This window comes from Sphingomonas sp. UNC305MFCol5.2, assembly GCF_000712135.1.
Taxonomy (GTDB): Bacteria; Pseudomonadota; Alphaproteobacteria; order Sphingomonadales; family Sphingomonadaceae; genus Sphingomonas.
In genome coordinates, this window is record NZ_JOOE01000001.1 from 881,929 (window position 1) to 905,887 (window position 23,959).

Here is a 23,959-nt window from a genome sequence, read left to right on the forward strand (position 1 = left end):
GTACAGATCTTGAAACGCGTATTCTCATCCCCATTTACACCTACAGAATGGGACGGGGGGTTACTACACTCGAAGCGCGGATTGCACAGGCCGCGGACGGCTGGCGGCTCGACCGTGCGCTTGCCGACGCCATTCCCACCCTATCGCGCGAACGCCTCAAGGCGCTGATCTCGAGCGGTGCGGTCACCGGCCCCGAAGGCCTCGCCCGCGATCCCGCCAGAAAGACCCCGGGCGGCGCGCTGTTCAGCATCGCGGTGCCCGATCCGACCCCGGCGCACAACGAAGCGCAGGACATCGCGCTCGACATCGCCTTCGAGGACGAACACCTGATCGTGATCGACAAGCCCGCGGGGCTCGTCGTCCATCCGGCGGCGGGCAATCTCGACGGCACCCTGGTCAACGCGCTGCTCCACCATTGCGCCGGCCAGCTTTCGGGGATCGGCGGAGTCGCGCGTCCGGGGATCGTCCATCGGATCGACAAGGATACGTCAGGGCTGATGGTCGCCGCCAAGACCGATCGCGCACACGAGGGGCTGGCCCGTCAATTCAAGGCGCATACGATCGACCGGCGCTACAAGGCAATCGTCGCGGGAAAAGTGTCAACTTCGGAGGGTACGATTTCCACTTTCCTAGGGCGATCGTCCACGAATCGGAAGAAAATGGCAGTCGTCCGCGAAGGTTCGGGAAAGCACGCGATCACGCATTGGCGTAAACTTCGTCAACTTCGCGAAGCAGCCCTGGTCGAATGCCGCCTCGAAACTGGCCGGACGCATCAGGTCCGTGTGCACATGGCTTCGATCGGTCATCCGCTGTTGGGCGATCCGGTCTATGGGAGCACCCGCCCCGCCCATCGTGCTCTTTTGGCAACCTTGAATTTCCGGCGGCAGGCCTTGCATGCGGCGCATCTCGGGTTCATTCACCCCGTGACAAGCCACGCTTTGGCGTTCGATAGCGAAATGCCTGCGGACATGCAGGAACTGTTCAATAAGCTCATCGTATGATTTTCGCGGCGCAACCCATGTGGTGCTGCGCCCAGTGAAGGGAGATTGATCATGGCAAATGGCAGCAACGTCCCCGCGACGATTCCTGCGCTCGGCGGAGAGGCGAGCCTCAACCGCTATCTGTCCGAGATCAAGAAGTTCCCCATCCTCGCGCCCGAGCAGGAATATATGCTCGCCAAGCGCTTCCAGGAGCATGGCGACCCCGATGCGGCCGCGCAGCTCGTCACGTCGCACCTGCGACTCGTGGCCAAGATCGCCATGGGCTATCGCGGCTATGGCCTGCCCGTGTCCGAGCTGATCTCGGAGGGCAATATCGGCCTGATGCAGGGCGTGAAGAAGTTCGAGCCCGACCGGGGTTTCCGCCTGGCGACCTATGCCATGTGGTGGATCCGCGCGTCGATCCAGGAATTCATCCTGCGCAGCTGGTCGCTCGTGAAGATGGGCACCACGGCGGCGCAGAAGAAGCTGTTCTTCAACCTGCGCCGGATGAAGGCCAAGCTCGACGCATTCGAGGATGGCGACCTTTCCCCTGAGCATCTCGCCAAGATCGCCACCGATCTGGGCGTGACCGAGGAGGAGGTCACCTCGATGAACCGCCGCATGGCGATGGGCGGCGACACGTCGCTCAACGTGCCGATGCGCGAGGATGGCGAGAGCCAGTGGCAGGATTGGCTGCAGGATGACGGCCCGCTCCAGGACGAGGCCGTGGCCGAGGCGCAGGAGGCCGATGTCCGCCACGAGATGCTCGTGGACGCGATGGACGACCTCAACGAGCGCGAGAAGCACATCCTCACCGAGCGTCGCCTGACCGACGATCCCAAGACGCTCGAGGAGCTCAGCCAGGTCTATGGCGTGTCGCGCGAGCGCGTCCGCCAGATCGAGGTCCGGGCCTTCGAGAAGCTGCAAAAGGCGATGATGCGTCTCGCGGGCGAGAAAAGGCTGCTCGCGGCCTATTGACGACGAAGCGGTTGCGTTGAGCGACCGGCGCCGCCAATCGTGCCCGCATGAGTGACGAACGGCACGACGATCTGGCGCATACACCGGCGCCGCAGGTAACGACGCGCATCGACGCGCCGGAGCCTGCGCCGCCGCGCGCCCGCAGGCCGTTCAAGCGCCGCATCCTCGGCTGGATCGTCAAGGCGGTGCTCGCCTTCTTCATCGGCTCGCTGCTCTGGGTCGCGGCGCTCCGCTTCATCAACCCGCCGATCACCTTCACGATGATCGGCGATGCCGTGGGCGGTCACGGCGTCACCAAAAGCTGGATGAGCCTCGACCGCATCGATCCGAGCATGGCGCGGGCCGCGATCGCCGCCGAGGATTCGCGCTTCTGCCAGCATGGAGGCTTCGACTATAAGGCGATCGCCGCCGCGGCCGCGCGCAACGCCACCGGCAAGAAGCGCATTCGCGGCGGCTCGACGATCAGCCAGCAGACCGCGAAGAACGTCTTCCTGTGGCAAGGCGGCGGCTTTTTCCGCAAGGGCCTCGAGGCGTATTTCACGCTGCTCATCGAGCACATCTGGGGCAAACGCCGGATCATGGAAGTCTATCTCAACGTCGCCGAGACGGGGATCGGCACTTACGGGGTCAACGCCGGCGCGATGCGTTATTTCAAGCACGACGCCTCGCAGTTGAGCGACCGCGAGGCGGCGCTGATCGCCGCGGTGCTGCCCTTGCCGAAAAAACGCGCCGCGATCGACCCGAGGGGCTTCACGCGGCGCTATGGCAATTCGATCAATCGGCGGATCGGCGTCGTAGCGGGAGACGGGCTCGACGCCTGCCTGCGCTGACTATTCGGCCTTCTTGGCGGCATCCTTCGCGGCGCCGCCGGCATCCTTCGCAGCACTGCCGACATCCTTGGCCGCGCCGCCGACGTCCTTCGCGGCCTCGGTGATCGCGTCGGTCTTCACATTCTCGCGATTGTTCTGATTGATCAGGAACAGCGCGCCGATCACCACCAGCACCAGAACCGCCAGCCCGATAATCAGGCCGGCCCCGCTGCCGCGCCGCTCGATCACCGTGGTGCCGCCGGGTGCGCTCGCCGTTTCGGTGACGCGTTCCGAAGTCGTACCATCGGTACGCTCAACAACTCGATCGACCATGGCTCTCACTCCTCTTGACCCACCAAAAACCGGCAAGAGGACGCGATTGTTCCGCTTCGGCCCGACTTAGAAGGGCAGCTTGAACCCCGGCGGCAACGGCAACCCGCTGCTCATCTTGGACATTTCCGCTTGAGACGCCGCATCGGCCTTGGCGCGCGCGTCATTGAAGGCCGCCGCGACCAGATCCTCGAGCATGCCCTTCTCGGAGGGCGCCAGCAGCGATTCGTCGATGTCGACGCCAATGATCCGCCCCTTGGCGCTCGCCTTCACCTTGACCAGTCCGCCGCCCGACACGCCCTCGACTTCGATCGTATCGAGTGTCGCCTGCGCCTTGGTCAGCTCGTCCTGGACGTTCTGCGCCATCGCCATGATGTCTTCGAGGCTCTTCATGCCTGATTACTCCGTACATTGTTCCAGCCGATCAGCTCGGCATCGGGAAAGGCCTGCATCGCGGCGGCGACCACGGGCGAATTGAGCACCGCCGCGCGTTCGGCGGCCTCGTTCGCGGCCTGCTCCTCGCGGATGGTCGGCGCGCCTGCGTCTTCAACGCACTTCAGGCGCCAATTGACCCCTGTCGTCTCGCGGAGCGCCGCGCCCAGTTCGCGGATGAAGTCGTGCGGCAGCTCGCGCGCTGCGCCGAATTCGAATTCGGATCCCTCGAACCGCACCGGCCGCAAATAGTCGCGCACTTGCTGCGCAAGCTGGAAGCGCTTGCCCGCTTCCAGATGCGCGGCAAGCTCGGAGATGCTCGAGGGCATCGCCGGCTCAGCCGGTTTCGCCGTCGCGGCGGCGGGTGTGGATACGCTGACGCTTCCATTCGCCAATTGTCGCGCCAGTTCGCCCGGGTCGGGCAATTGTGAGGCGTGGATCACCCGCAGCAGCGCCATCTCGCAGGCCTCGATCGGCAGCGCCGCCTTGGCGACTTCATCATGCCCGCGCAGCAGCAATTGCCAGAGCCGGTGCAGAGTCGGAAAGGACAGCCCCGCCGCCCAGTCCTGCAACGCCTTGAGCTCTTCGGCAGATTGCCCGGCGGTCGCCTCGGTGCCGAGCTTGGCTAAGGTCACGCCGTGGACGGTTTCGAGCAATGTGCGCAACACCGCCTGCGGATCGACGCCCAGGTCATATTGCCCGCGCAGCGCCGCCAGCGCGCTCGCTGCGTCGCCGGCGAGCAGCAGCCCGAACAATGTCCGGATCGCGCCGCGGTCCGAAAGCCCCAGCATCTGGCGCACTGCCTCTGCGCGCACTCCGCGGCCTTCGAGCCCGGCATGGGCGATCGCCTGGTCGAGGATCGAGAGGCCGTCGCGCGCCGATCCCTCCGCTGCCCGCGCGATCAGCGCCAGCGCATCGGGTTCGGCCTCCACACCCTCGGCCGCCGAGACGCGCGCGAAATGCTCGGCCAGTTTCTCCGCCGGGATCCGCCGAAGATCGAAACGCTGGCAGCGCGACAGCACCGTCACCGGCACCTTGTTCACTTCGGTGGTGGCGAACAGGAACTTCACATGCGCCGGCGGCTCCTCGAGCGTCTTGAGCAGGCCGTTGAACGCGGCCTTGGATAGCATGTGGACTTCGTCGATGATGTAGATCTTGTAGCGCGCCGAGACCGCCGAATAGCGCGACGCCTCGATGATCTCGCGGATGTCGTCGATGCCGGTATGGCTCGCGGCGTCCATCTCGATCACGTCGATATGACGCCCCTCGGCGATCGCGCGGCACGGCTCGCAGATGCCGCACGGATCGATCGTCGGCCCGCCCTGCCCATCCGGCCCGATGCAGTTCAATGCCTTGGCGATCAGCCGCGCGGTCGAGGTCTTGCCGACCCCGCGGACGCCGGTGAGCAGGAATGCGTGCGCCAGCCGGTCGCGCCGAATCGCGTTGCCGAGCGTCGTGACCATCGCATCCTGCCCGATCAGCTCGGAAAAGGTCTGCGGCCGATATTTGCGCGCGAGGACGCGATACGCCTCCTGCTTGGGCTGGGGCGGTTCGTCGAGGCCGAGGAAGGAATCAGACATTGCGCGGCAGACTAGCGGGCCGAGGGCTCTGCGTCTTCAAGGAATGGTGGGAGCCGGAACGACCCGACACGAAATCGTTACGGCTGCTTCCTTCCGGATCTGACCGGGTTGGCGACGGCATCGTCCGCCCGACTCCCGCGGCGCATATGGGCAAAGTCGGTGGCTTAGGCAAGTGCGGGAGCGCCTGGGCGCTCCCGCCAAAGGTTCAGCGCCAATAGCGTACCTTGCGGCAGACGCGGATGCGGTGGCCGTTGCGCCATTTGCGCGTGCAGTGCGTCCGCCAATAGACGCGGCGATGCCGGTTGGTGCGGCGCTCGTAACGGCGCTCGCGCTCCCAGCGCCCGCTCTGCACGGCGGGCGCGCTGGCGGCAAAGCTGGCGACCGATATGACGCCGGGTGCGGGGGCGGTAGCGGCAGATGCCGTCGGGACCGCCAGAACTGCGGCGGCGGCTGCTGCGACTAGAGTGAGAATTTTCATATGGCTCTCTCCTGACCTCGGGGCGGGAACCCCAAGGCCATTACAATCCCGAAACGGCGACGTTGTTCCGCGTCGCGCTCAAGCCCCGCGACTGTTCGAATCGGTGGTGACCACGGGCTTGCCGCGGCGCTTGGCGAGGACCTCTTCAGCCTTGTCGCCGGTGATGCGCAACGCTTCGAGTTCGGACTCGCTGGCGGTCTCGATTCCCATCACTTCGTCGCGTGCGCCTTTCATCGCGTGGATCAATTCGTCGATCTTGAGGTGCAGCGCGATTTCGTGCCGTTTCTGCTGGTTGAGCACCATCTGGGTGAGCGTGATCGCGAGCACCGAAAGCACCAGGGTCAGCACGGCGGTCGCTTTGTCGCCGAGCGGCAACAGAAACCAGGCGATGCAGAAAACGATCACCCCGACCAATGCCGCCGGGTGGCCTGCTATGTTCGCTCCGATATCGCATATGCGACCGCCCAGATTGTACAGCGTCTGCCGGAGTCCGGGGCGTGTCATCGGAGCGAAACGACTGGCCGCCGCCCGTCGTTCCAACACGGACCGATCGTCCGCTCAGCGTCCCTGCATGTCGCGATGCTCGGGCGGCATCCGCACCGTCAGTCCGTCGAGATCCCGCGTCAGCACGATCTGACACGCCAGCCGGCTGGTCCGCGTCGCGCCGATGGCGAGGTCGAGCATGTCCTCTTCCTCTTCGCTCGCGCGCGGCAGCCTGGCGTAATCTTTTGCATCGACGACGACGTGGCAAGTCGAGCACGACATCTGCCCCTCGCACGTGCCTTCCAATGGCTGGCCTGCATTCTGCGCCACTTCGAGCAGCACCGCGCCCTCTTCGGCCTCGACCTCCCGGCCCTCCGTGCCATCGGCGGCGACGAATCGCACCCGGATCATGCCGCCACCTTCTGGCCGCGCGCCGCGGCGGTGATCCGGTCGAGCGCCGCCAGCAGTTCCTCCTCGGTCGTATACCGCCCGAGCCCCAGCCTTATGCTCGACCGCGCCTCCGCGTCGCTCAGTCCGATCGCGCGCAGCACATGGCTCGGCCGCCCCGACCCGCTCGCGCAGGCCGACCCGGCCGAAAAGGCGATGTCGCGCAGGTCGGACATCAGCCGCGCGACGTTCAGGCCTTCACGCCGGATATTGAGATTGCCGTGATAGCGCTCGTCGCGCGAACCATTGAGCGTCCAGTCGCCGCCGAGATGGGCCAGTGCCGCCCGGAAAAGCTGCTCGGCATGGGCGTGATCCGCGCCGAACCGCTGCTTGGCGAGCCGCGCCGCGGCGCCGAACCCGGCACACAATGCCGGCGACAGCGTCCCCGAGCGCCCACCCGGCTCCTGCCCGCCCCCGTGCAACAGCGGTTCGAGCGTCACGCCCTCGCGGATCCACAGCGCACCGACTCCCTTGGGCCCATGAACCTTGTGCGCCGACACCGCGACCAGATCGCAGCCTTCGGGGATCAGCACGCGGCCATAACCCTGCACCGCATCGCACAGGAACCGCGCGCCGGCGGCCCTGGCCAGCTCGGCCAATCGCTCGACCGGCTGGATCGTGCCGATCTCGTTGTTGACCAGCATGACCGCGACCAGCCCCGTGCCGGGGCGGATCACCGCGCGCGCCGCCGCAAAATCGACCAGCCCGTCGCTGCCCACCGGCAGCACGGTGACCGCACGCCCCTTGCGTGCCTCGGCCTCGACCGTGTCGAGCACCGCGGCATGTTCGGTCGCTAGCGTGACGATCGGCCCGGTCGTGCCCTTGATCGCCCAGTTGAGCGCTTCGGTCGCGCCGCTGGTGAAGTTGACCGTGCCGCCTTCGGGCATCAGTCCGGCGACTTCGCCGCGCGCCACTTCCACTGCAGCCTTCGCCGCGCGTCCGGGCGGGTGCGCGGAGTGGGGGTTGGCGTACTGGCTCTCCAGCCAGGGCAGCATCGCGGCGAGCGCCTCGGGCGCGAGCGGCGTGGTCGCCTGATAATCGAGATAGGTCATGCCGCTCGTACCCGTGTTTCGTCGGCGGTCTTGCGCCAGAGCTCGGCGAAGCGCGCCACTTCCGCCTCGCTTGTCGAACGTCCGAAGCTCACTCGTACCACTTCGCGCAGTTCGGGTTCCTGCCAGCCCATCGCGCCCAGCACATGGCTCGGCCGCATGCTTCCCGACGAGCAGGCGCTTCCGGCCGAAACCGAGATCCCGCCCAGATCGAACCGGATGAGCTGCGCCGCCGACGACACCCCCGGCATGCGATAGGCACCGATCAGCGGCGTGCGCGGGCTCGCCTCGCCCACCACTTCGCCACCGGCGTCGCGGATCGCCGCCTCCAGTCCCGCACGAAGCCGCGCCATCCGCGCGAGATCCTCGGCCTCGCTCACCGCCGCGGCATAGCCGAGCGCGCCCGGCAAATTCTCGGTACCCGCGCGATACCCCTTCTCCTGCCCGCCCATCGGCAGCAGCGTAGCGAAGTCGCGCACCAGCAGCGCCCCGATCCCCGGCGGCCCGCCGCGCTTGTGCGCCGATATTGCGACCAGATCGGCATGCCGCAACACTGCGTCGTCGGCCCGCGCCGGCATCTGCGCGGCGTCGACGAGCAATATGCCGCCCGCATCATGGACGACCTCCGCAATCGCCGCGATCGGCTGGCGCACGCCGGTCTCGCTGTTCGCCCATTGCGCGCAGAGCATGGTGCGACTCTCACCTGCCAACACGCCCCTTAGCGCCTCCAGATCGAGAATGCCGTTCGCATCCACCGGCAGCACCTTCGCTCCTTCCGAATGCCGAAGCACCGAATCATGCTCCACAGCGGTGATCAGCCGGCGTTCGGCCATGGATCGCGTCAGCGCCAGGTGCAGTGATTCGCTCGCCCCCGAGGTCAGCACCAGCTCGTGCGCCCAGCCATAGGCCGCGGCGATCTTCGCCCGTGCCGCCTCCAGCGCCGCCCGCGCCGCCCGCCCTTCGGCATGCGGCGAGGAGGGGTTCGCCCAGCGCGCCATCCCCTCGACAACCGCAGCCTTCGCAGCTTCGGTCATCGGCGTCGTCGCGGCGTGGTCCAGATAGATACGGTCGGCCAAGTTGCTTCCAATTGCGCAAGAGGGGGCGCTGCCTATATAGCGCCCAACTCCCCGCGCTCCACTGCGCGCACCCAATTCAAGGCAGGCCACATTGCCCGAAGTCATTTTCCCCGGTCCCGAAGGCCGTCTCGAAGGCCGTTTCGCCCCCGCTCCGCGTCCGCGCGCGCCCGTGGCGATGATCCTTCATCCGCACCCCAATGCGGGCGGAACGATGAACAACCGCATCGTCCAGGAGCTCTACAAGACCTTCCAGCGCCGCGGCTTCGCGACCCTGCGTTTCAACTTTCGCGGCGTCGGCAAGAGCCAGGGCACGTTCGACAACGGCATCGGTGAGCTCAGCGACGCGGCCTCGGCGCTCGACTGGGTGCAGAGCTTCCACCCCGAAGCCTCGACCACCTGGATCGCCGGCGTCAGCTTCGGCGCATGGATCGGCATGCAGCTGCTGATGCGCCGTCCGGAGATCCGCGGCTTCATCTCGGTCGCGCCGCCGGCGAACATGTATGATTTCAGCTTCCTCGCGCCCTGCCCCTCCTCGGGCATCATCATCCAGGGAGAGGCCGACGAAGTCGCCACGCCGCTCGCGACGCAGAAGCTCGTCGACAAGCTGCGCACGCAGAAGCACATCACGATCCACCACGACACGATCCCGGGCGCGAACCATTTCTTCGAGCACGAGATGGAGCAATTGATGGGTTCGGTGGACCGCTATCTCGACATGCGGCTCGATCCGAACTCGCCGATCCGCTGAGGCTTCTTCCCCTCCCTGCAGGGAGGGAATCAAGGGGCGGGTTGAAAAAAGGCCGGGTCGATCCCGGCCTTTTTTTCATCGACGCCGCAGAGCTCGCCTCCGGCTCGCACCCAACCCCAACCCCTCCCTTGCCGGGAGAGGAGTCCCGGTAGCTATAGCGACCAGATCAGCAGATTGCCCAGCAGCACCAACGCACAGATCACCATCAGCACGCCCTTGGTTCGATCCCCGCCGCGCCAGGTGCGCACACCGCCCCAGACCAATGCGAACATCGCTATCACCGCGATGCTCAGCAGCAGCGGATTGAGTTGCGGATCCATCATCGGACGATCAGCCAGACAAGCGCGGCGATCGCCAATCCGACGCCGGCAAAGCCCGCAATCACCTTCGGCTCGCCGCGATAGATCAATCGCAGGAAATACCAGAGGAAGAGGCCGAGCCCCCGCGTGCCGACGCTCAACACATTGGCGACGACCGTCCCGAACCGTCTGTCCTTCATCAGTTCTTCGATCCCAGCACCGCCGCATAGGCGTCCGGATCGGCATTGCCGCCCGAGAGGACCACCAGCAATCCCGGCTTCGCCTCGACCTTGCCCGCCAGCAAGGCCGCCAGCGCTACCGATCCGCCCGGTTCCAGCACCAGCCGCAGCTTCGCCGCCGCCCAGCGCTGCGCATGCCGGATCTCGGCCTCGCTCACCGCGACGCCCGTCGCGCCCCGCCGACTGAGCACGTCGAAGGTCAACGGCGACACTTGATATGTCTGCAGCGCATCGCACGCCGTCGGCGGCGGATTATCGCCCACCGGCTCGATCCACCCGGCTTCGAGGCTGCGGCGCATGTCATCCCAGCCCTCGGGCTCCACGACGGTTATTTCCGCATCGGGCAGCGCCAGAGCCAGCCCCGCCGCGAGCCCGCCGCCGCCGCACGGCACCACCACATTCGACGGATCTGGTAGCTTCATCTCGATCATCTGGGTCATCGACTCGATGCCGGCGCTGCCCTGGCCCTCGATGATCCAGGGGTCGTCGAAACTCGGCACCAAAGCCGCGCCGCGCGCATGCGCCAGATGCGCGGCGATCTTCTCGCGGCTCTCGGTCGCGCGGTCATACTTCACGACCTCCGCGCCCATCGCCAGCGTCGCGTCGAGCTTCACCTTCGGCGCGTCAGCCGGCATCACGATCACCGCCGGAATGCCGAGTCTCTTCGCCGCCCAGGCGATTCCCTGTGCGTGATTGCCCGACGAGAACGCCACCACGCCGCGCTCGCGCGCCTCCGCGTCCAGCGCGGTCAGCCGATGCCACGCGCCGCGGATCTTGAACGCGCCGATCGGCTGCAGCGATTCAGCCTTGAAGCAAACCGGAACCCCGCGAATTTCCGCTGTCAGCAGAGGCGTTTGCGGCAGGATTGCTGCAATCTTAGCCGCAGCGTCGCGAACCCCCGCCCGGGTAGGCTGTCGTACAATCGTCACAGTTTATCCCCGCCGTACATTTCCGGATATCGAATCACTTTACATGGGGGGACCTCGTCCCTAAATGCCGCCTTCCGCTGCCCCATGGGACTTCCAACCGCAAGGCAGCTTTTCGTCAATGTTTGCCGCAAGGCATTTGGAGGTCCCTTGAATTGCACAAGCACCATAGCGCGCTGGGGCTAGCGTCGGCCCAATCGACCGCACTTCGCGGTATCGACATCGCCAGCCAGCGACCGGTTCAGCCGGTAACGCTGACTCGTCCGCACGCCGCATCGCGTGCCGCCCGCTTCTTCGTCGAGAAGTTCCCGGGCCGCTCGATGTATGCCGTGAAGGCCAATCCCTCGCCGGATCTGCTGCAGATCCTGTGGGATAGCGGCGTCACGCATTACGACGTCGCGTCGATCGCCGAGGTGCGTCTCGTCGCATTGACGCTGCCCGATGCGACGCTCTGCTTCATGCACCCAGTCAAGGCCGAGGAAGCGATCGCCGAGGCGTATTTCACGCACGGCGTCCGCGTCTTCAGCCTCGACAGCCTCGAAGAGCTCGACAAGATCGTCGCCGCCACGAAGGGCGCCGAGGACCTGACGCTCTGCGTGCGGCTGCGCGTCTCGTCGGATCATTCGAAGCTCAGCCTCGCCTCGAAGTTCGGTGCGGGCCCCGGCGAGTCGAAGGAATTGCTGATGGCCGCCCGCCAGGTCGCGGATGCCCTGGGCATCTGCTTCCATGTCGGCAGCCAGGCAATGTCGCCCGAGGCCTATGCCAATGCGATGGAGCGCGTCCGCGCCGCGATCGTCGAGGCGGCGGTCACCGTCGACGTGATCGATGTCGGCGGCGGGTTCCCCTCGTCATACCCCGGCATGGAACCACCGCCGCTCGAGCATTATTTCGCGACGATCCACCGCGCGTTCGAGAGCCTGCCGATTTCCTATTCGGCCGAGCTCTGGGCCGAGCCGGGCCGCGCGCTCTGCGCCGAGTACAGCTCGATCATCGTACGCGTCGAACGGCGCCGCGGCGACGAGCTCTACATCAACGACGGCGCGTACGGTGCGCTGTTCGATGCCGCGCATATCGGCTGGCGCTTCCCCGTCCGTCTCCTCCGCGAGCCGGATTCGAACGCCCGCGACGTCGAGTTCAGCTTCTACGGTCCGACCTGCGACGATATGGATCACATGGCGGGTCCGTTCCCGCTGCCGGCGGATATCCGCGCGGGCGACTATATCGAGATCGGCATGCTCGGCGCCTATGGCTCGGCCATGCGCACGGCGTTCAACGGCTTCGGATCGGGCGAGACGGTGATCGTCGACGACGAACCGATGACCTCGCTCTATCTCGAGCCGGCCGAGGAACGCGCGCGTCCCTCGAACGTCGTCAAGCTGTAACTGCCAAGGCATAACGGCCCTCTTCTCCCCTCCCGCTTGCGGGAGGGGTCGGGGGAGGGTCTGTTGGGGATGGTATCGCCACGTCGCACCCTCCCAGTGGTTGAATTCTCCGGGTCAATCATGCCCCCGGCATGATTGAGAAATGCCCGGGGGGCATTTCGACCCGAAGAATGCAACTACTCCCTCCCGCAAGCGGGAGGGGGATTTACGGGTTTCCGCGTCCCCTTTGAATGACGACGGCCATGAAGATTGGGAGATCCCCATGACCGACACTCTCACCAAGACCGCCGCGGCGAACCCGCCGATCAACGACACCCGCAAGGCGGAGCTGCTGTCGAAGCAGGTCAAGCATATCGACATCACCAAGTTCGACGCGCGCCCGATCGTCGACGCGATGGCGGACATGAGCTTCACCAGCCGCGACCTCGGCCGCGCGACCAACATCTACAACCAGATGCTGGCCGACAAGGATTGCACGATCTTCCTCGTGATCGCGGGCTCGACTTCGGCCGGTGGCTGCATGGACCTCTATGCCGAGCTGGTGCGCAACAACATGGTCGACGGCATCGTCGCCACCGGCGCCACCATCGTCGACATGGATTTCTTCGAAGGCCTTGGTCACAAGCACTATCAGGCGCTCGAGATCCCCGACGACGATACGCTGCGCTCGCTCTATATCGACCGCATCTACGACACGTATATCGACGAGGAAGACCTCCAGAACGTCGATCACACGATCTTCGAGATCGCGGAATCACTCGAGCCCGGCGCCTATTCGTCGCGCGCCTTCATCCGCGAGATGGGCAAGTATCTCGTCGAGCACGGCAAGAAGGACAACAGCCTCGTCAAGCTCGCCTACGAGCATGACGTGCCGATCTTCTGCCCGGCGTTCGTCGACAGTTCGGCCGGCTTCGGTCTCGTCAAGCACCAGGTCGATTCCGCCAAGGCGGGCAAGCCCTATGTGATGATCGACGCAGTCGCCGACTTCCGTGAGCTGACCGACATCAAGATCGCGGCCGGCACCACCGGCCTGCTGATGATCGGCGGCGGCGTGCCGAAGAACTTCATCCAGGACACCGTCGTCTGCGCCGAGATCCTCGGCCACGAAGACGTTGCGGTGCACAAATACGCGGTCCAGATCACCGTCGCCGACGTCCGCGACGGCGCCTGCTCGTCTTCGACGCTGCAGGAAGCCGCGAGCTGGGGCAAGGTCAACACCGGCATCGAGCAGATGGTCTTCGCCGAAGCGGGCAGCGTGATGCCGCTCCTCGCCTCGGACGCCTATCACCGCGGCCACTGGAAGGACCGCGCCAAGCGCGGCTGGGCGAAGCTCTTCGCCTGATCCGACCCAAAGGAAAAACGAAGCGGCCGGGGAGCGATCCCCGGCCGCTTTGCCGTGTGGCCGCTCTATTCCGTCCCCGACGGGTCCATGATAGCCCTCCCGCAGAACAAGTACCGGGGAGAGTGCTTCATGACGCTGGCCCGCCAGAATCGGCCCTGGACGATGTTGCTCGGAAGCGCCTTGCTGGTCGCGGGGCAGGGCCATGCCCAGACTGCGCCTCCACCACCGGCGCAATCCGAAACGCCCGGCGATCAGGACCAGCTCAGGGTCACCGGCCAGCGCATGCCCGCTGCCGAGGCCCCCCGCTCCTCCACCTGCGAAGTGCTCGCGCGCGATCCGTTCCTGCGCGCTTCCGGGATGGCCAGCCGCGCCTATCTGCCGACCAGGCCTACCCGGAGCCCTGATTATAACGCGCCGCCTTCGGTGCCTCCCGGCTCGCCATTGCCGGACCTTGCCAAATCGCGCTTCGGCGTGCGCGACGTAGCAGGCAGCGATGTGGCGACCAGCTTCGGCCCGAGCTCCCTGGACGAGACTCCCGCAGACGGAGGGACTGCCGCCTCGCTCGACCAGAACAGCCTCGCATCCGCGATCGGAGCATGCCGCGGCGCCTATGCGCGCGGCGCCGGCGACACCAGCGCGAGCGGAGGCAACACCGGGTTCATCGCGGCGAACAGCGGCGATTCGGAAAGAGGCGCGCTGATGACCAGCCCGGAATGGCGCGTCGCGGCGGCGAACGCGCGCTATCTCGAGGCGCGGTCGTTCATCGCCAGCCGCGATCGGACGCTACCGATGGGCTTCGCGCTGTTCGATCAGGGGCGCTATGCCGAGGCGCTCGACTGGTTCCGCAAGGCCGCCAACAAGCTCCAGATGCGCGAGGGCGGCGACGAGGCAGCGTTGTTCGTCGGCAAGATCACGCTCCAGGGGCTGGGGCCGCAATCGGATCCGGTGGAAGGCGTCAAATGGCTCAAAAAGGCCGCGACCGCGCCCTTCAATCCGCAGAACGAAACCCCGATGTTCGATCCACGCCAGCCCGATCGCAACACTGCCGTGGGCGAGGCGGCGGTGATTCTCGCCAATATCTACATGAACGGCTTCGGCCCCGTGGCCAAAAACACGGCAGAAGCCCGTGAATGGTATGAACGCGCTTTCAAGGTCGGCCATGTCCCCGGTGCGAAGAAGCTCGGCGACATCTACAATGAAGGCCTGGGCACACCGCGCGACGGGGCCAAGGCAGTCTCGTGGTACAGGCAGGCCGCCAAGCTCAATCACCCTGGCGCGCAGGCCGCGCTCGCCGACATCCTGTGGGAGGGCGAGGACGGCGTGCCGCAGGACCGCAAGGCCGCGCTCGGCTGGTATCAGGCCGCGGCGCGCAACGGCCATGCCGGCGCGCTCTATGCGCTGGCACGCGCTTATGATCTCGGTGAAGAGGTCAAGGCCGATCCCGAGCTGGCGATGGGCTTCTACAAGACCGCCGCGCTGGGCGGAAACGCCGCCGCCAAGGTCGCGATGGGCACCTATTTCTACGAAGGCAAAATGGTGCCCAGGGATCTGGCGATGGCCCGGAAGTGGTTCGAGGCCGGTGCTGCCGGCGACGATCCCGATGGCATGTTCAACCTCGCCGCGATGCTCGCCAAGGGCGAAGGCGGCGACAAGGACGTGACCAAGGCGCTCGCGTTGCTCCGCCGCGCCGCGCTGCAAGGCCACAAGACCGCACCCCGCGCCATCGCGGCGCTGGAGAAAAAGAGCGATTAAGCGAATCCTCCCCCGTCAGGGGGAGGATTAAGCTGCTCGCCGCAACCGCCTTGCCCGTCACGCCCGACACGCTAGGTTCGCCCGAAAACAGGGAGGATGCCGCCATGCCGATCGACCGCCGCACGCTGATCGGAAGTGCCGCCGCGCTTACGCTGGCTCCCGCCGTCGCCCGCGCGCAGAATGCGCCGGCTCCCTATGTTCTCGGCACCGGCACCGCCGCATGGCCCCCGCGCGAACATTTCAAGCTCTGGCCCGGTACCCCGCCGGGGGCACCCAGCCCGCTACCGACCAACGACTTCACCATCAACGGTGGCTTCAAGGAGCTCTGGCTGCGCGGTGTCTCGGAACCGATGGTCGGCGTCTATCGCCCGGCCAAACCCGATGGCCGGGCGGTCCTCTCGATCCCGGGCGGCGGCTACAATTTCGTTTCGGTCGAGAATGAGGGCATCGATGTCGCCAAGGCGCTCACCCCGCACGGCATCACCGTCTTCGTCCTCGCCTATCGCCTGCCCGGCGAAGGCTGGGCCAATCGCGCCGATGTGCCGCTGCAGGACGCTCAGCGTGCGATGCGGCTGATCCGCGCGAATGCGGCGAAGTACGGCATCGACCCCGCGAAGCTCGGCATTTGCGGCTTCTCCGCCGGCGGCCATCTCGGCGCGTCGCTCGCGGTCGGGCATGCCGATCCCGTTTATGCGTCAATCGACGCTGTCGACCGGCAGAGCGCACGCCCCTCTTTTGCGGGGCTAGTCTACCCGGTCGTGTCGTTCAGCACCGCGGGCCTCAACAGCCGCTCGTCCGGAATGCTGCTGGGCGACAGCAAGGATCCCGCGCTCCTCGCCCGCTATGAAACCAGTGATCGGATCACCTCCGGGACACCCCCGATCTTCCTTGTCCACGCTGTGGACGACGGCACCGTGCCGGTGGCACAGAGCCTGGTGACGATCGAGAAATGCCGCGCCGCGAATGTGCCGGTCGAGGCACATATCTTCGAAAAAGGCGGCCACGGCTTCGGCGCGCTGCACTTGCCGGTCGATTTCCCCGGCCGCCTCTGGCCCGACCTTTTCGCGCGCTGGACAGCCAAGCACTAGATCGGTTGCATTCGCGAACCGGTTGCGGCAGCCTCGGATCACAATCGGAGGGGACCCGAAAAATGCACAGCCAGATTCTGGCGCCTGTCGTGGCGCTCGTCGCCTGGTCGCTCGTCATGCTCGTCTGGATGATGGCGATCCGCCTGCCCGCGCTCAAAAAGGCCGGGATCGACATGTCGAAGGCGCGGGGCGGGCGCCCCGGCATCCTCGACGGCATGGTCGACGAGCGCGTGCAATGGCCCGCGCACAATTACATCCATCTGATGGAACAGCCGACGCTGTTCTATGCGATCTGCCTCGCGCTGGCGCTGCTCGGCGGCGGCGACGGCATCAATGCATGGATCGCCTGGGCCTATGTCGGCTTGCGCATCCTTCACAGCCTCGTCCAGGCGACCTTCAACAAGGTGGCGGTGCGTTTCGGCCTCTTCGTGCTGTCGACGTTCGCGCTCGTCGCGCTGACGCTGCATGCGGGAATCGCACTGCTGCACTAGGTCAAGCGGGTGTCAGCCCCCCGCTTTCGCGGCGATCGCGCGTTCGACGGCCTCGCAGCCTTCGACACTGGCGACCGCAAGGTCCAGCGGACGCCCTCCCAGCATTTCGTCATGGTTGTTCAGGAACGCCATCGCTTCGTCGCGCCCGCCCAGCAGGCGCCATGCCAGCATGGTGACACGGCCCTGCCGTTCCGCGCTGTCGGCGGGCAAACGCACGCTGGAAAACTTCTTGCGGAAAGGGGTGGTCCTGCGTTCACTGGGGGCGCCATCCGGACCGGTAGCTGGCTCGTCACTCATCGGCGGTTTCCTCTCGGGTCATGAAACGGCGCGAGAGGTCTCTCGTGGTGCCGGGCCAAAAGGTGGTGAGGTTCCATGAGACGACTCCGCTCTGTGTAAGCGGGAGCACGATCGTCTCTCAGCCGCTGGCGCCTACGGACTGCTTGCCAGCGATCGATGTCATATGGGGAGCGGCAGGCGCCAGCGAAACCCCGGCCTCCGCGTTCCCGACGGTCGCGGACTTCAGCCGAACAGCCGCGCGAGGCTCCGTTCCAGCATCAGCAGCTGCCACAAGGTCCGCCCGTGCTCGGCGCGACCGGCCTTGTGGTCGGCCGCCAGCTTCTCGATCGCCGCGGGTTCGAACCAGCCGGTCCCCGTCAGCACGCGCGACTGCGCCAGCGCTGCTGCCTCGTCGGCCAGCGCCTTGCGGAACCACGCGCTGATCGGCGTAACGAACCCCATTTTGGGCCGATAGAGAATGTCCTTGGGCAGCCACGGCTCGAGCGCCTTCTTCATCAGCCATTTGCCCTGCCCCGCCTTGATCCGGAGCGACGGCGGCAGGGTCGCCGCGAATTCGACGAGCCGATAGTCGAGCAAAGGCTCGCGTGCCTCGAGGCTCACCGCCATGCTGGTGCGGTCGACCTTCGTCAGAATGTCCCCCGGCAGCCAGTGCTGGATATCGGCATATTGCGCGCGGTCGAGTGCGTCGCGCGCCGGCGCCCGCCGCATCGCGTCGACATAACGCTGCTCGGCGGAATGCCCGGCGAGGGTGTGCTTCGCCGCGCTGGTATAGAGCCGGTCGCGCAGCTCGGGGCTAGTGACGCCTACCGCCCTGGAGTAAGCGAACTCGCCATTCTCGGCGAGCGCGAGCAAGGTGGTCTTCGCGCGGAATGCCCGCGGCGCCCAATCGGCCTTGGGGTAGAACCGCCCCAGCGTCCCGAACAGGTTCGCCCGGAACTTCTCGGGAAACAGGCCCCGCGCACGCTCTTCGGCCGCGAAGAATTTGTAACGCCGATACCCGGCGAACGCCTCGTCCGCGCCATCGCCCGAAAGCGCCACCGTCACTGTCTCGCGCGCGAGCTCGCACACTCGATAGGTCGGCAGCGCCGATGCGTCGGCAAAAGGCTCGTCGAACGCCGCGACCAGCGTGTCGATGAGCGCGAAATCGTCCGAACCGACGATTTTCGATCGATGCGCGGTCGCAAAGCGTTCCGAAATGCGTCTGGCGTAATCGCTCTCGTCATGCCCGGCCTCGTCGAAGCCGATCGTGCACGTCTTGACCGCGGCCTTGCTCGCCTCGGCCATCAGCGCGACCACCGCGCTGCTGTCGACCCCGCCCGAGAGGAACGCCCCCAGCGGCACGTCCGCGATCATCCGCGCGCGCACCGCCGCGCGCATCCGCTCGACCAGCTCCGCCTCCAGATCGCGCGTTTTTCCGGTTGCGCGGTTGGAGAAATCCAGATCCCACCAGCGCACCGGCTGCGGCATACGCTTGCCGCGCTGGAGCAACAGGAAGTGCCCCGCAGGCAGCTTCTTGACGCCGACGAGCAGTGACGCGTCATCGGGCACATAGCCGAGTCCGAGATAGTCCTCGACCGCGCGGAAATCGGGCCGCCGACGAAACAGCGGATGGGCGAGCAATCCCTTGATTTCAGAGGCGAACGCTACCCCGCCATCGGCGAGCTTGGTGTAAACCAGAGGTTTGACGCCGAACCGGTCGCGCGCGAGGAAAAGGCTTTGCTTCTCTGCGTCGTACAAGGCGAAGGCGAACATCCCGTTGAGCTTCTCGAGCATCCCCGGACCCCAGGCCCGCCAGCCGTGGAGCAGCACCTCGGTATCGCTCTCCGTCTGGAACCGCGCGCCCTTCGCCTCCAGCTCGGCGCGCACTTCGCGGAAATTGTAGATCTCGCCATTATACGTGACGACCACGCCCTGGTCCGGCGTCGCCATCGGCTGGACGCCGCCTTCGAGATCGATGATCGACAGCCGCCGATGCCCTAGTCCCACGCCCGGCGCGGTCCACACACCCGCTCCGTCGGGCCCGCGATGCGCCAGCGCGTCGCGCATCGCCACGATGCGGGCAGGATCCACGGGTTTCGCTATGGCGGGGTAATAAAGCCCCGCAATGCCGCACATCGCTTAGCGACCGGCCATGCTGTCGGCGAACGCGTCGACAGGGCCGAGCGCGCCGACAAAGTCCTCGATCGCTGCCTGCGCGCCTTGATCCGGCCCCTGCTCGGCCGACACCAGGACGGCCACCGCGGCCTGATTGCCCCCCAGCAACTTGGTCTTCAACGTCTCGAATTTCACGTGGCTGTCGCTCCCGGTCAGCGTATCGCCGACGCGGTACCAACTAACCGTCGCGCGTTCCACCCGCCCGGGCCCCGTCATGCGCAGCGCATGGCCGCCCGACAGGTCCGGAAGATCGGCGATGCGCACCCAGCGATCATTCTCGCGGATCGCGCCGATGCCGAAGCCGACCAGTTCCTTGCCTTCGTGCTGGCTGGCATAGACGGCCACGGCGAGATCGACCGTCCTGCCGCGCCCGTCGGCATAATGACCGATCAGGAAATGATCGGCACCGGGATAATGGGGTGACCAGGGCGCAACGGTGCTCGGCCCAATGCGATGCCAGCCGGCGACCTGCGGCAGCTCGACCTTGGCCGGCAGCGGCGCCGCGCGTGCCGCGATGAGGCTCGACCAGCCGAGGAACAGGCTCGCGACCATCAGCGCCAGCAATGCCGTCACGGATGCTTCGGCCCGCCCGCCCGCGGCCCCCTGCAGCCGCATGGGATCGAACCATGCCGCATCGGGATCGCGATCGAACCATTTCCAGCCGATCGCCAGCACCGCCGCCATCACTGCCGCGAAGAACACCCAGCCATAGACGATATGGTCCATCCCCGTCGCCGCCTCGACCGAGGTCCACCACGCCGCATAGATCGTCCCGAAAGCGCGAAGCCCGTTGGCGATCACCGGCACGACCAGTGCCATCGCGAGGAACGCCGCACGGCGGGTCCACGAAACGTAGCAGACATTGGCGACCAGCACGCCGAACGCGACCATCGCAATCACGAACTTGGCGCCCGAACACGCCTCCGCGACTTCGAAATAGCCGTTCGACGTAGTGATCAGCACCCCGTCGACGCTCGCGGGCACGCCGAACAAATGGAGCAGCGGCATCACCATAGCGACGGTGATGTCCTGCAGCGGCCCTTCGAGGAAATCGCCGAACGGCACGAGGAAGAGCATGTAGGCCAGCGGAAAGAGCAGCGCCCGGCCCACATTGGGCCCGAGCACGCTCACCGCGGCTCCCTGAAGCATCAGGACCAGCCCGGCATGGCGGAACAACGCGACGCCCGCGGCGTCGCCGAGCAGCCAGCCCAGCCCGCCCGCGCCGACCAGCGCCAGCCCCGGCCACCAGCCTTGCGGCCGTACCATCGCGAGCTCGCGCCGGCGTTGCCAGACCAGCCAGCCGATCACGGGGGCGATGAACAGGCAGTGCCCGAAAGTGGTATTGGTCCAGTAGATCGTCGCAAGATCGACTGCGTCGCGGCGGAACAGCAGCAGGAGCACTGCCCATGTTCCGGCGAGAATCGCCGCATGCCGCTTCCAGCGTGCGTCGAAACACGCTTCGGCCCGCGCAAAATCGATCCGGGGCATCGCGACGGTCATGCTGCCCGCCCGAGATGTGCCGGCAGACCGACGAGATCATCGAGCGGCGCCAGCCGTGCATCCCAGCCATATCGCGCCATTACCTGCGCCCGGGCGTCGATCCCGAGCTCGGCGGCGCCCCGCCGGTCCGACAGCAGCATCGTCACGGCATTCGCGATGTCTTCGGCACTGGTGCCGGCCGCGATCGTTCCCTTGTGATCGATGCCTTCCGCCGCGGCGCTCGAAGCGACCACCGGCCGTGCCATCGCCATCGCCTCGAGCACCTTGTTCTGGATGCCGCGCGCCAATTTGAGCGGCGCCACCACTACGGCGGCCGCGGCGAGCCATCCCCGAACATCCTCGACTTCACCGGTCACGATCACATCGCCGCGCTTCGTCAGTGTCTTGACCGCCTCGCTGGGGTTACGGCCGACGATCGCGAAACGGGCATGGGGATGCGTCGCGCGCACCCGCGGCAGGATATTCTCGGCAAACCAGGTCACGGCCTCGACATTGGGGCGATAGTCCATCTGGCCGGTGAAGACGATCAATGCTGCACCCGCATCCACGCGCGCGAAATCCGCCGCCGGATCGAAATGCGCGGTGTCGATGCCGTTCTCGATCGCCTGCACCCGCTCGGCGCCCGTGGACTGCCGAAACAGGCCGGCCTCGGCCTCGCTCACGAACAAGCTGGCATCGGCGCGCGTCGCGACGATGCTTTCATAGGCCATCAACAGCCGCGCCTCGCGCGCCAGCATCCAGCGCATCGGGCCCTTCGCAGCCTTGGCATAGGCAGCGAATTTGGCCGAATCCATGTCGACGAAATCCATGATCACCCGGGCATGCGTCTCGGCCGGCAGATATTGCGCCATCTGGCTCGAGAAGACGAAGATCGTCTCCACATCCTCGCGCGCCAGCATGTCCGCGACCGCGCGGCGCATCCCCGCGTCGTCGAACGCCGTGAGCGACAGCGGCCGCCCCGACGCCAGCGCCTGAACCCCCGCCACTGCCTGCGACTTCCTCCGCCGCACGATCGCCCGGCTGGCGGTGAATGCGGCCAGTTCGGGCCGATCCATGTCCCGCGGGTCATCGGCGAAGGCGGCGAGATGCACGCGCCGGTGCCGCGCCAGATGGCGGAGCATGTGGAAGCTGCGGATCTTGTCGCCGCGATCGGGCGGATAAGGCACGCGATGCGCCAGGAATAGCACGTCGCCCATCAGCCGAGCCCCTGCGCGATCCACGGGCCGACGCGGTTGGCGAGCCAGAGCGGCATGCGCTTCCACGCCTTTACCTGAAGGCTGTATTTGGGATCGAGCGGGTTCACTTTCCGGGGCACCGCGCCGCCGGCAGTGCGCGAGAAATAGGTCAGCGGCTCCGGCTCGAATCCCCAGTTCTTCTTGAACGCCGCGGCGCCGGTCCCGGCCTTGGACCGCCCGAAATCGAAACGCGTGCAGCCGCGCGCGCGCGCGTGCCGCATCAGCCCGAAATACATGGCGTCGTTGGCCCGCAGCGCCCGCGCCGCGTCGCCGCCTCCACCCCAATAGGGATGGACGACGCCCTTCCAGTAGAGACTCAGCACGCTGGCAACGCCCGCACCCTGGTGGCGCACGGTGAGTATGTCCGCCGAGGGACCGAATTCGTTGAGGACCTCGGAGAACAGCGTGCGCGGAAATACCGGCGTGCCGAGATTGCGCACCGACTCCGCATAGAGCCGGTAGTGCGTCGTCGCGTCCTCCCCGGTGACGATCTCCAGATCGTTGGTGAACGACCGCCGCACCTCGGCGCGCTGTTTGCGCGGGATCGCGAGCAGTTCGGCTTCGTCATCCTCCGCCAAATCGCGCACGAAGCCGAGATAGGTCGTGTCGTCGACATGCCAGTCCGGCCCGGGCAGCGCTCCGCCGCGCAGCTCGACACTCGGGCAGCTCAACCGCCCGGCGAGCGTCCATGCCGCCTCCGCCAGTTCGCGCACCGTCGCGGCAGTGTCGGCAAGGATGCCCCCGCCGACCCCGAACCCCGCCGAAACCAGCGCCCGCCCGAACAAGGGCGAGTGCATCTCGGTCAGCGGCAGCACCCCGGCAATGTCGCCATTGCCGCGCTCGGCGACGAGATAATGGCTCTTCTGCCGGCAACCCCGCGCCACCGCCACGCTCCACGCCGGCAGATGGAAGGGCGTAGCTTCCGGGTGATCGCGCACCCAGGCAGCGACCCGCGCGCGCTCGATGGCATCGCCCAGGTCGGCGGCGCGCAACCCCAGCGGGCGCGTCAGCAGCGGCGCGTTCATTGCAGCCGCTCCGCCTCGCGCGCGGCGATCGCATCCATCCGCCCCCAATCATGAGTCGCGATCAACCGTCGGAGCTTGCCCGCCATCGCCCCGAGCCGGGCATAATGCCGCAGCCTCGACTTGAGCGGCGCGTTCGCGACGCGCGGCTGGCCGGGATCGACTTCCCAGGGATGGAAATAGAAGATCGCGGCGGTACCTCCCGCATTGGCGGTGCGCACCGCGCGGTCGGTCACACCATTGGGCAGCAGCCGGAAGAACCCGCCCCCCGCCGTGATCTCGCGTCCCGCGACCTTGGCGATGGTGATCGGCAGTTCGATCAGCCCCGCATCTGCGATCGGCCGAAACGCGCGGCGCGGCGCTTCGGGCCAGCCATAATGATCGTGCCGGATCGGTGCGATGCTCGAGGAGTAACGATAGCCAGCCTCGGCCAGCTCGGCGTGCGCCCAGGGCGTGCGCCGATCGATCGAGAAGCTCGGCGCGCGATAGCCCATCACCTCGGCGCCGCTGGCGTCCTCCAGCGCCGCCCGCGCATCGGCAAGGTCGGCGCGGAATTGCTTGGGCTCCATCGTGAAGACACGCTGGTGCGCCCAGCCATGGCTGGCGACTTCGTGCCCCGCATCGGCGATGCGGCGGATCAGCGCCGGATAGCGTTTCGCCACCCAGCCGAGCGTGAAGAAGGTCGCATGCACTCCGGCCGCGTCGAACAATGCGAGCACCCGATCGGTGTTCGCCTCGACGCGATGTTCGAGCCCATCCCAGTCGTCGCGCGCGATCGTCTTCTCGAACGCCCCGACCTGAAACCAGTCCTCGACATCTACCGAAAGGCCGTTGACGACCAT

At 66.6% G+C, this 23,959-nt stretch carries 26 protein-coding genes and 1 other RNA gene; 9 read left to right on the plus strand and 18 right to left on the minus strand.

Annotated elements, in window-relative coordinates:
- The first annotated feature begins 47 nt into the window (after positions 1-47).
- From BR78_RS0104300 to mtgA, 3 genes are read left to right on the plus strand one after another with little or no spacing between them, the layout of a single operon-like run.
- Positions 48-1,001: an RluA family pseudouridine synthase gene (locus BR78_RS0104300; RefSeq protein ID WP_029728639.1), complete on the plus strand. Its 954-nt coding sequence runs from the start codon at positions 48-50 to the stop codon at positions 999-1,001.
- Between the two features lie 51 nt (positions 1,002-1,052).
- Complete coding sequence (rpoH, locus tag BR78_RS0104305; protein WP_029728638.1) at positions 1,053-1,958, plus strand: RNA polymerase sigma factor RpoH; 906 nt, start codon at positions 1,053-1,055, stop codon at positions 1,956-1,958.
- A gap of 47 nt (positions 1,959-2,005) precedes the next feature.
- Positions 2,006-2,788 (plus strand): monofunctional biosynthetic peptidoglycan transglycosylase, encoded by a 783-nt coding sequence (mtgA, locus tag BR78_RS0104310; RefSeq protein WP_081855601.1) that lies wholly within the window; start codon positions 2,006-2,008, stop codon positions 2,786-2,788.
- Here the strand turns inward: mtgA and BR78_RS0104315 are convergent, their stop codons facing one another.
- The 9 genes from BR78_RS0104315 to BR78_RS0104350 form a co-directional block, all read right to left on the minus strand.
- A complete protein-coding gene (locus tag BR78_RS0104315; protein WP_049811806.1) occupies positions 2,789-3,100 on the minus strand; it encodes a hypothetical protein in 312 nt (103 codons plus the stop codon).
- Between the two features lie 66 nt (positions 3,101-3,166).
- Positions 3,167-3,490 (minus strand): YbaB/EbfC family nucleoid-associated protein, encoded by a 324-nt coding sequence (locus tag BR78_RS0104320; RefSeq protein WP_029728635.1) that lies wholly within the window; start codon positions 3,488-3,490, stop codon positions 3,167-3,169.
- Positions 3,487-5,109, minus strand: coding sequence for a DNA polymerase III subunit gamma/tau (locus tag BR78_RS0104325; protein WP_029728634.1), 1,623 nt, complete (start codon positions 5,107-5,109; stop codon positions 3,487-3,489). The genes BR78_RS0104320 and BR78_RS0104325 overlap by 4 nt, the downstream gene beginning before the upstream one ends.
- A gap of 42 nt (positions 5,110-5,151) precedes the next feature.
- Positions 5,152-5,249, minus strand: an RNA gene (ffs, locus tag BR78_RS21235) — signal recognition particle sRNA small type.
- A 65-nt stretch (positions 5,250-5,314) separates the two neighbouring features.
- Entirely contained in the window at positions 5,315-5,587 is a 273-nt protein-coding gene (locus tag BR78_RS0104330) for a hypothetical protein (RefSeq protein WP_029728633.1), read from the minus strand.
- Positions 5,588-5,665: 78 nt separating this feature from the next.
- Positions 5,666-6,091 (minus strand): low affinity iron permease family protein, encoded by a 426-nt coding sequence (locus BR78_RS20825; RefSeq protein WP_029935170.1) that lies wholly within the window; start codon positions 6,089-6,091, stop codon positions 5,666-5,668.
- 54 nt (positions 6,092-6,145) lie between these two features.
- Positions 6,146-6,481 carry a 2Fe-2S iron-sulfur cluster-binding protein gene (locus BR78_RS0104340; protein ID WP_029728631.1) on the minus strand — a complete coding sequence of 112 codons (336 nt, stop codon included), beginning with the start codon at positions 6,479-6,481 and terminating at the stop codon, positions 6,146-6,148.
- Positions 6,478-7,569, minus strand: a complete 1,092-nt coding sequence (locus tag BR78_RS0104345; RefSeq protein WP_029728630.1) for a cysteine desulfurase family protein — start codon at positions 7,567-7,569, stop codon at positions 6,478-6,480. Before BR78_RS0104345 ends, BR78_RS0104340 begins: the two co-directional genes overlap by 4 nt.
- A complete protein-coding gene (locus BR78_RS0104350; RefSeq protein ID WP_029728629.1) occupies positions 7,566-8,642 on the minus strand; it encodes a cysteine desulfurase family protein in 1,077 nt (358 codons plus the stop codon). The genes BR78_RS0104345 and BR78_RS0104350 overlap by 4 nt, the downstream gene beginning before the upstream one ends.
- A 91-nt stretch (positions 8,643-8,733) precedes the next feature.
- Between BR78_RS0104350 and BR78_RS0104355 the strand changes: the two genes are divergently transcribed.
- On the plus strand, positions 8,734-9,390 hold the full coding sequence (locus BR78_RS0104355) for an alpha/beta hydrolase (protein ID WP_029728628.1): 657 nt from the start codon (positions 8,734-8,736) through the stop codon (positions 9,388-9,390).
- A 152-nt stretch (positions 9,391-9,542) separates the two neighbouring features.
- Here BR78_RS0104355 and BR78_RS21570 read toward each other — a convergent pair whose 3' ends face one another.
- From BR78_RS21570 to BR78_RS0104370, 3 genes are read right to left on the minus strand one after another with little or no spacing between them, the layout of a single operon-like run.
- Entirely contained in the window at positions 9,543-9,710 is a 168-nt protein-coding gene (locus BR78_RS21570) for a hypothetical protein (protein WP_029728627.1), read from the minus strand.
- On the minus strand, positions 9,710-9,889 hold the full coding sequence (locus BR78_RS0104365) for a hypothetical protein (RefSeq protein WP_029728626.1): 180 nt from the start codon (positions 9,887-9,889) through the stop codon (positions 9,710-9,712). The genes BR78_RS21570 and BR78_RS0104365 overlap by 1 nt, the downstream gene beginning before the upstream one ends.
- Positions 9,889-10,857 carry a threonine ammonia-lyase gene (locus BR78_RS0104370; RefSeq protein ID WP_029935172.1) on the minus strand — a complete coding sequence of 323 codons (969 nt, stop codon included), beginning with the start codon at positions 10,855-10,857 and terminating at the stop codon, positions 9,889-9,891. Before BR78_RS0104370 ends, BR78_RS0104365 begins: the two co-directional genes overlap by 1 nt.
- Positions 10,858-11,009: 152 nt before the next feature.
- Between BR78_RS0104370 and BR78_RS0104375 the strand changes: the two genes are divergently transcribed.
- The 5 genes from BR78_RS0104375 (at position 11,010) to BR78_RS0104395 (ending at position 16,909) form a co-directional block, all read left to right on the plus strand.
- Complete coding sequence (locus tag BR78_RS0104375) at positions 11,010-12,236, plus strand: type III PLP-dependent enzyme (RefSeq protein ID WP_029935174.1); 1,227 nt, start codon at positions 11,010-11,012, stop codon at positions 12,234-12,236.
- A 262-nt stretch (positions 12,237-12,498) separates the two neighbouring features.
- A complete protein-coding gene (locus BR78_RS0104380) occupies positions 12,499-13,578 on the plus strand; it encodes a 1,9-bis(guanidino)-5-aza-nonane synthase (RefSeq protein WP_029935176.1) in 1,080 nt (359 codons plus the stop codon).
- 129 nt (positions 13,579-13,707) lie between these two features.
- On the plus strand, positions 13,708-15,330 hold the full coding sequence (locus BR78_RS0104385; protein WP_029935178.1) for an SEL1-like repeat protein: 1,623 nt from the start codon (positions 13,708-13,710) through the stop codon (positions 15,328-15,330).
- Positions 15,331-15,434: 104 nt separating this feature from the next.
- Positions 15,435-16,418, plus strand: a complete 984-nt coding sequence (locus BR78_RS0104390; RefSeq protein ID WP_029935181.1) for an alpha/beta hydrolase — start codon at positions 15,435-15,437, stop codon at positions 16,416-16,418.
- 62 nt (positions 16,419-16,480) lie between these two features.
- Positions 16,481-16,909, plus strand: coding sequence for an MAPEG family protein (locus BR78_RS0104395; RefSeq protein ID WP_029935183.1), 429 nt, complete (start codon positions 16,481-16,483; stop codon positions 16,907-16,909).
- A 12-nt stretch (positions 16,910-16,921) separates the two neighbouring features.
- Here BR78_RS0104395 and BR78_RS0104400 read toward each other — a convergent pair whose 3' ends face one another.
- The 6 genes from BR78_RS0104400 to BR78_RS0104425 all read right to left on the minus strand — a co-directional run bounded on the left by BR78_RS0104400 (position 16,922) and on the right by BR78_RS0104425 (position 23,959).
- On the minus strand, positions 16,922-17,206 hold the full coding sequence (locus BR78_RS0104400) for an antitoxin Xre/MbcA/ParS toxin-binding domain-containing protein (protein ID WP_025587467.1): 285 nt from the start codon (positions 17,204-17,206) through the stop codon (positions 16,922-16,924).
- Between the two features lie 222 nt (positions 17,207-17,428).
- Entirely contained in the window at positions 17,429-19,321 is a 1,893-nt protein-coding gene (locus BR78_RS0104405) for an XrtA/PEP-CTERM system amidotransferase (protein ID WP_025587465.1), read from the minus strand.
- A gap of 3 nt (positions 19,322-19,324) precedes the next feature.
- Positions 19,325-20,860 carry an exosortase A gene (gene xrtA, locus BR78_RS0104410; protein ID WP_025587463.1) on the minus strand — a complete coding sequence of 512 codons (1,536 nt, stop codon included), beginning with the start codon at positions 20,858-20,860 and terminating at the stop codon, positions 19,325-19,327.
- Entirely contained in the window at positions 20,857-22,056 is a 1,200-nt protein-coding gene (locus BR78_RS0104415) for a TIGR03087 family PEP-CTERM/XrtA system glycosyltransferase (RefSeq protein ID WP_025587461.1), read from the minus strand. Before BR78_RS0104415 ends, xrtA begins: the two co-directional genes overlap by 4 nt.
- Positions 22,056-23,120, minus strand: coding sequence for a FemAB family XrtA/PEP-CTERM system-associated protein (locus BR78_RS0104420; RefSeq protein WP_025587459.1), 1,065 nt, complete (start codon positions 23,118-23,120; stop codon positions 22,056-22,058). The genes BR78_RS0104415 and BR78_RS0104420 overlap by 1 nt, the downstream gene beginning before the upstream one ends.
- Positions 23,117-23,959 carry an XrtA system polysaccharide deacetylase gene (locus BR78_RS0104425; RefSeq protein ID WP_025587457.1) on the minus strand — a complete coding sequence of 281 codons (843 nt, stop codon included), beginning with the start codon at positions 23,957-23,959 and terminating at the stop codon, positions 23,117-23,119. Before BR78_RS0104425 ends, BR78_RS0104420 begins: the two co-directional genes overlap by 4 nt.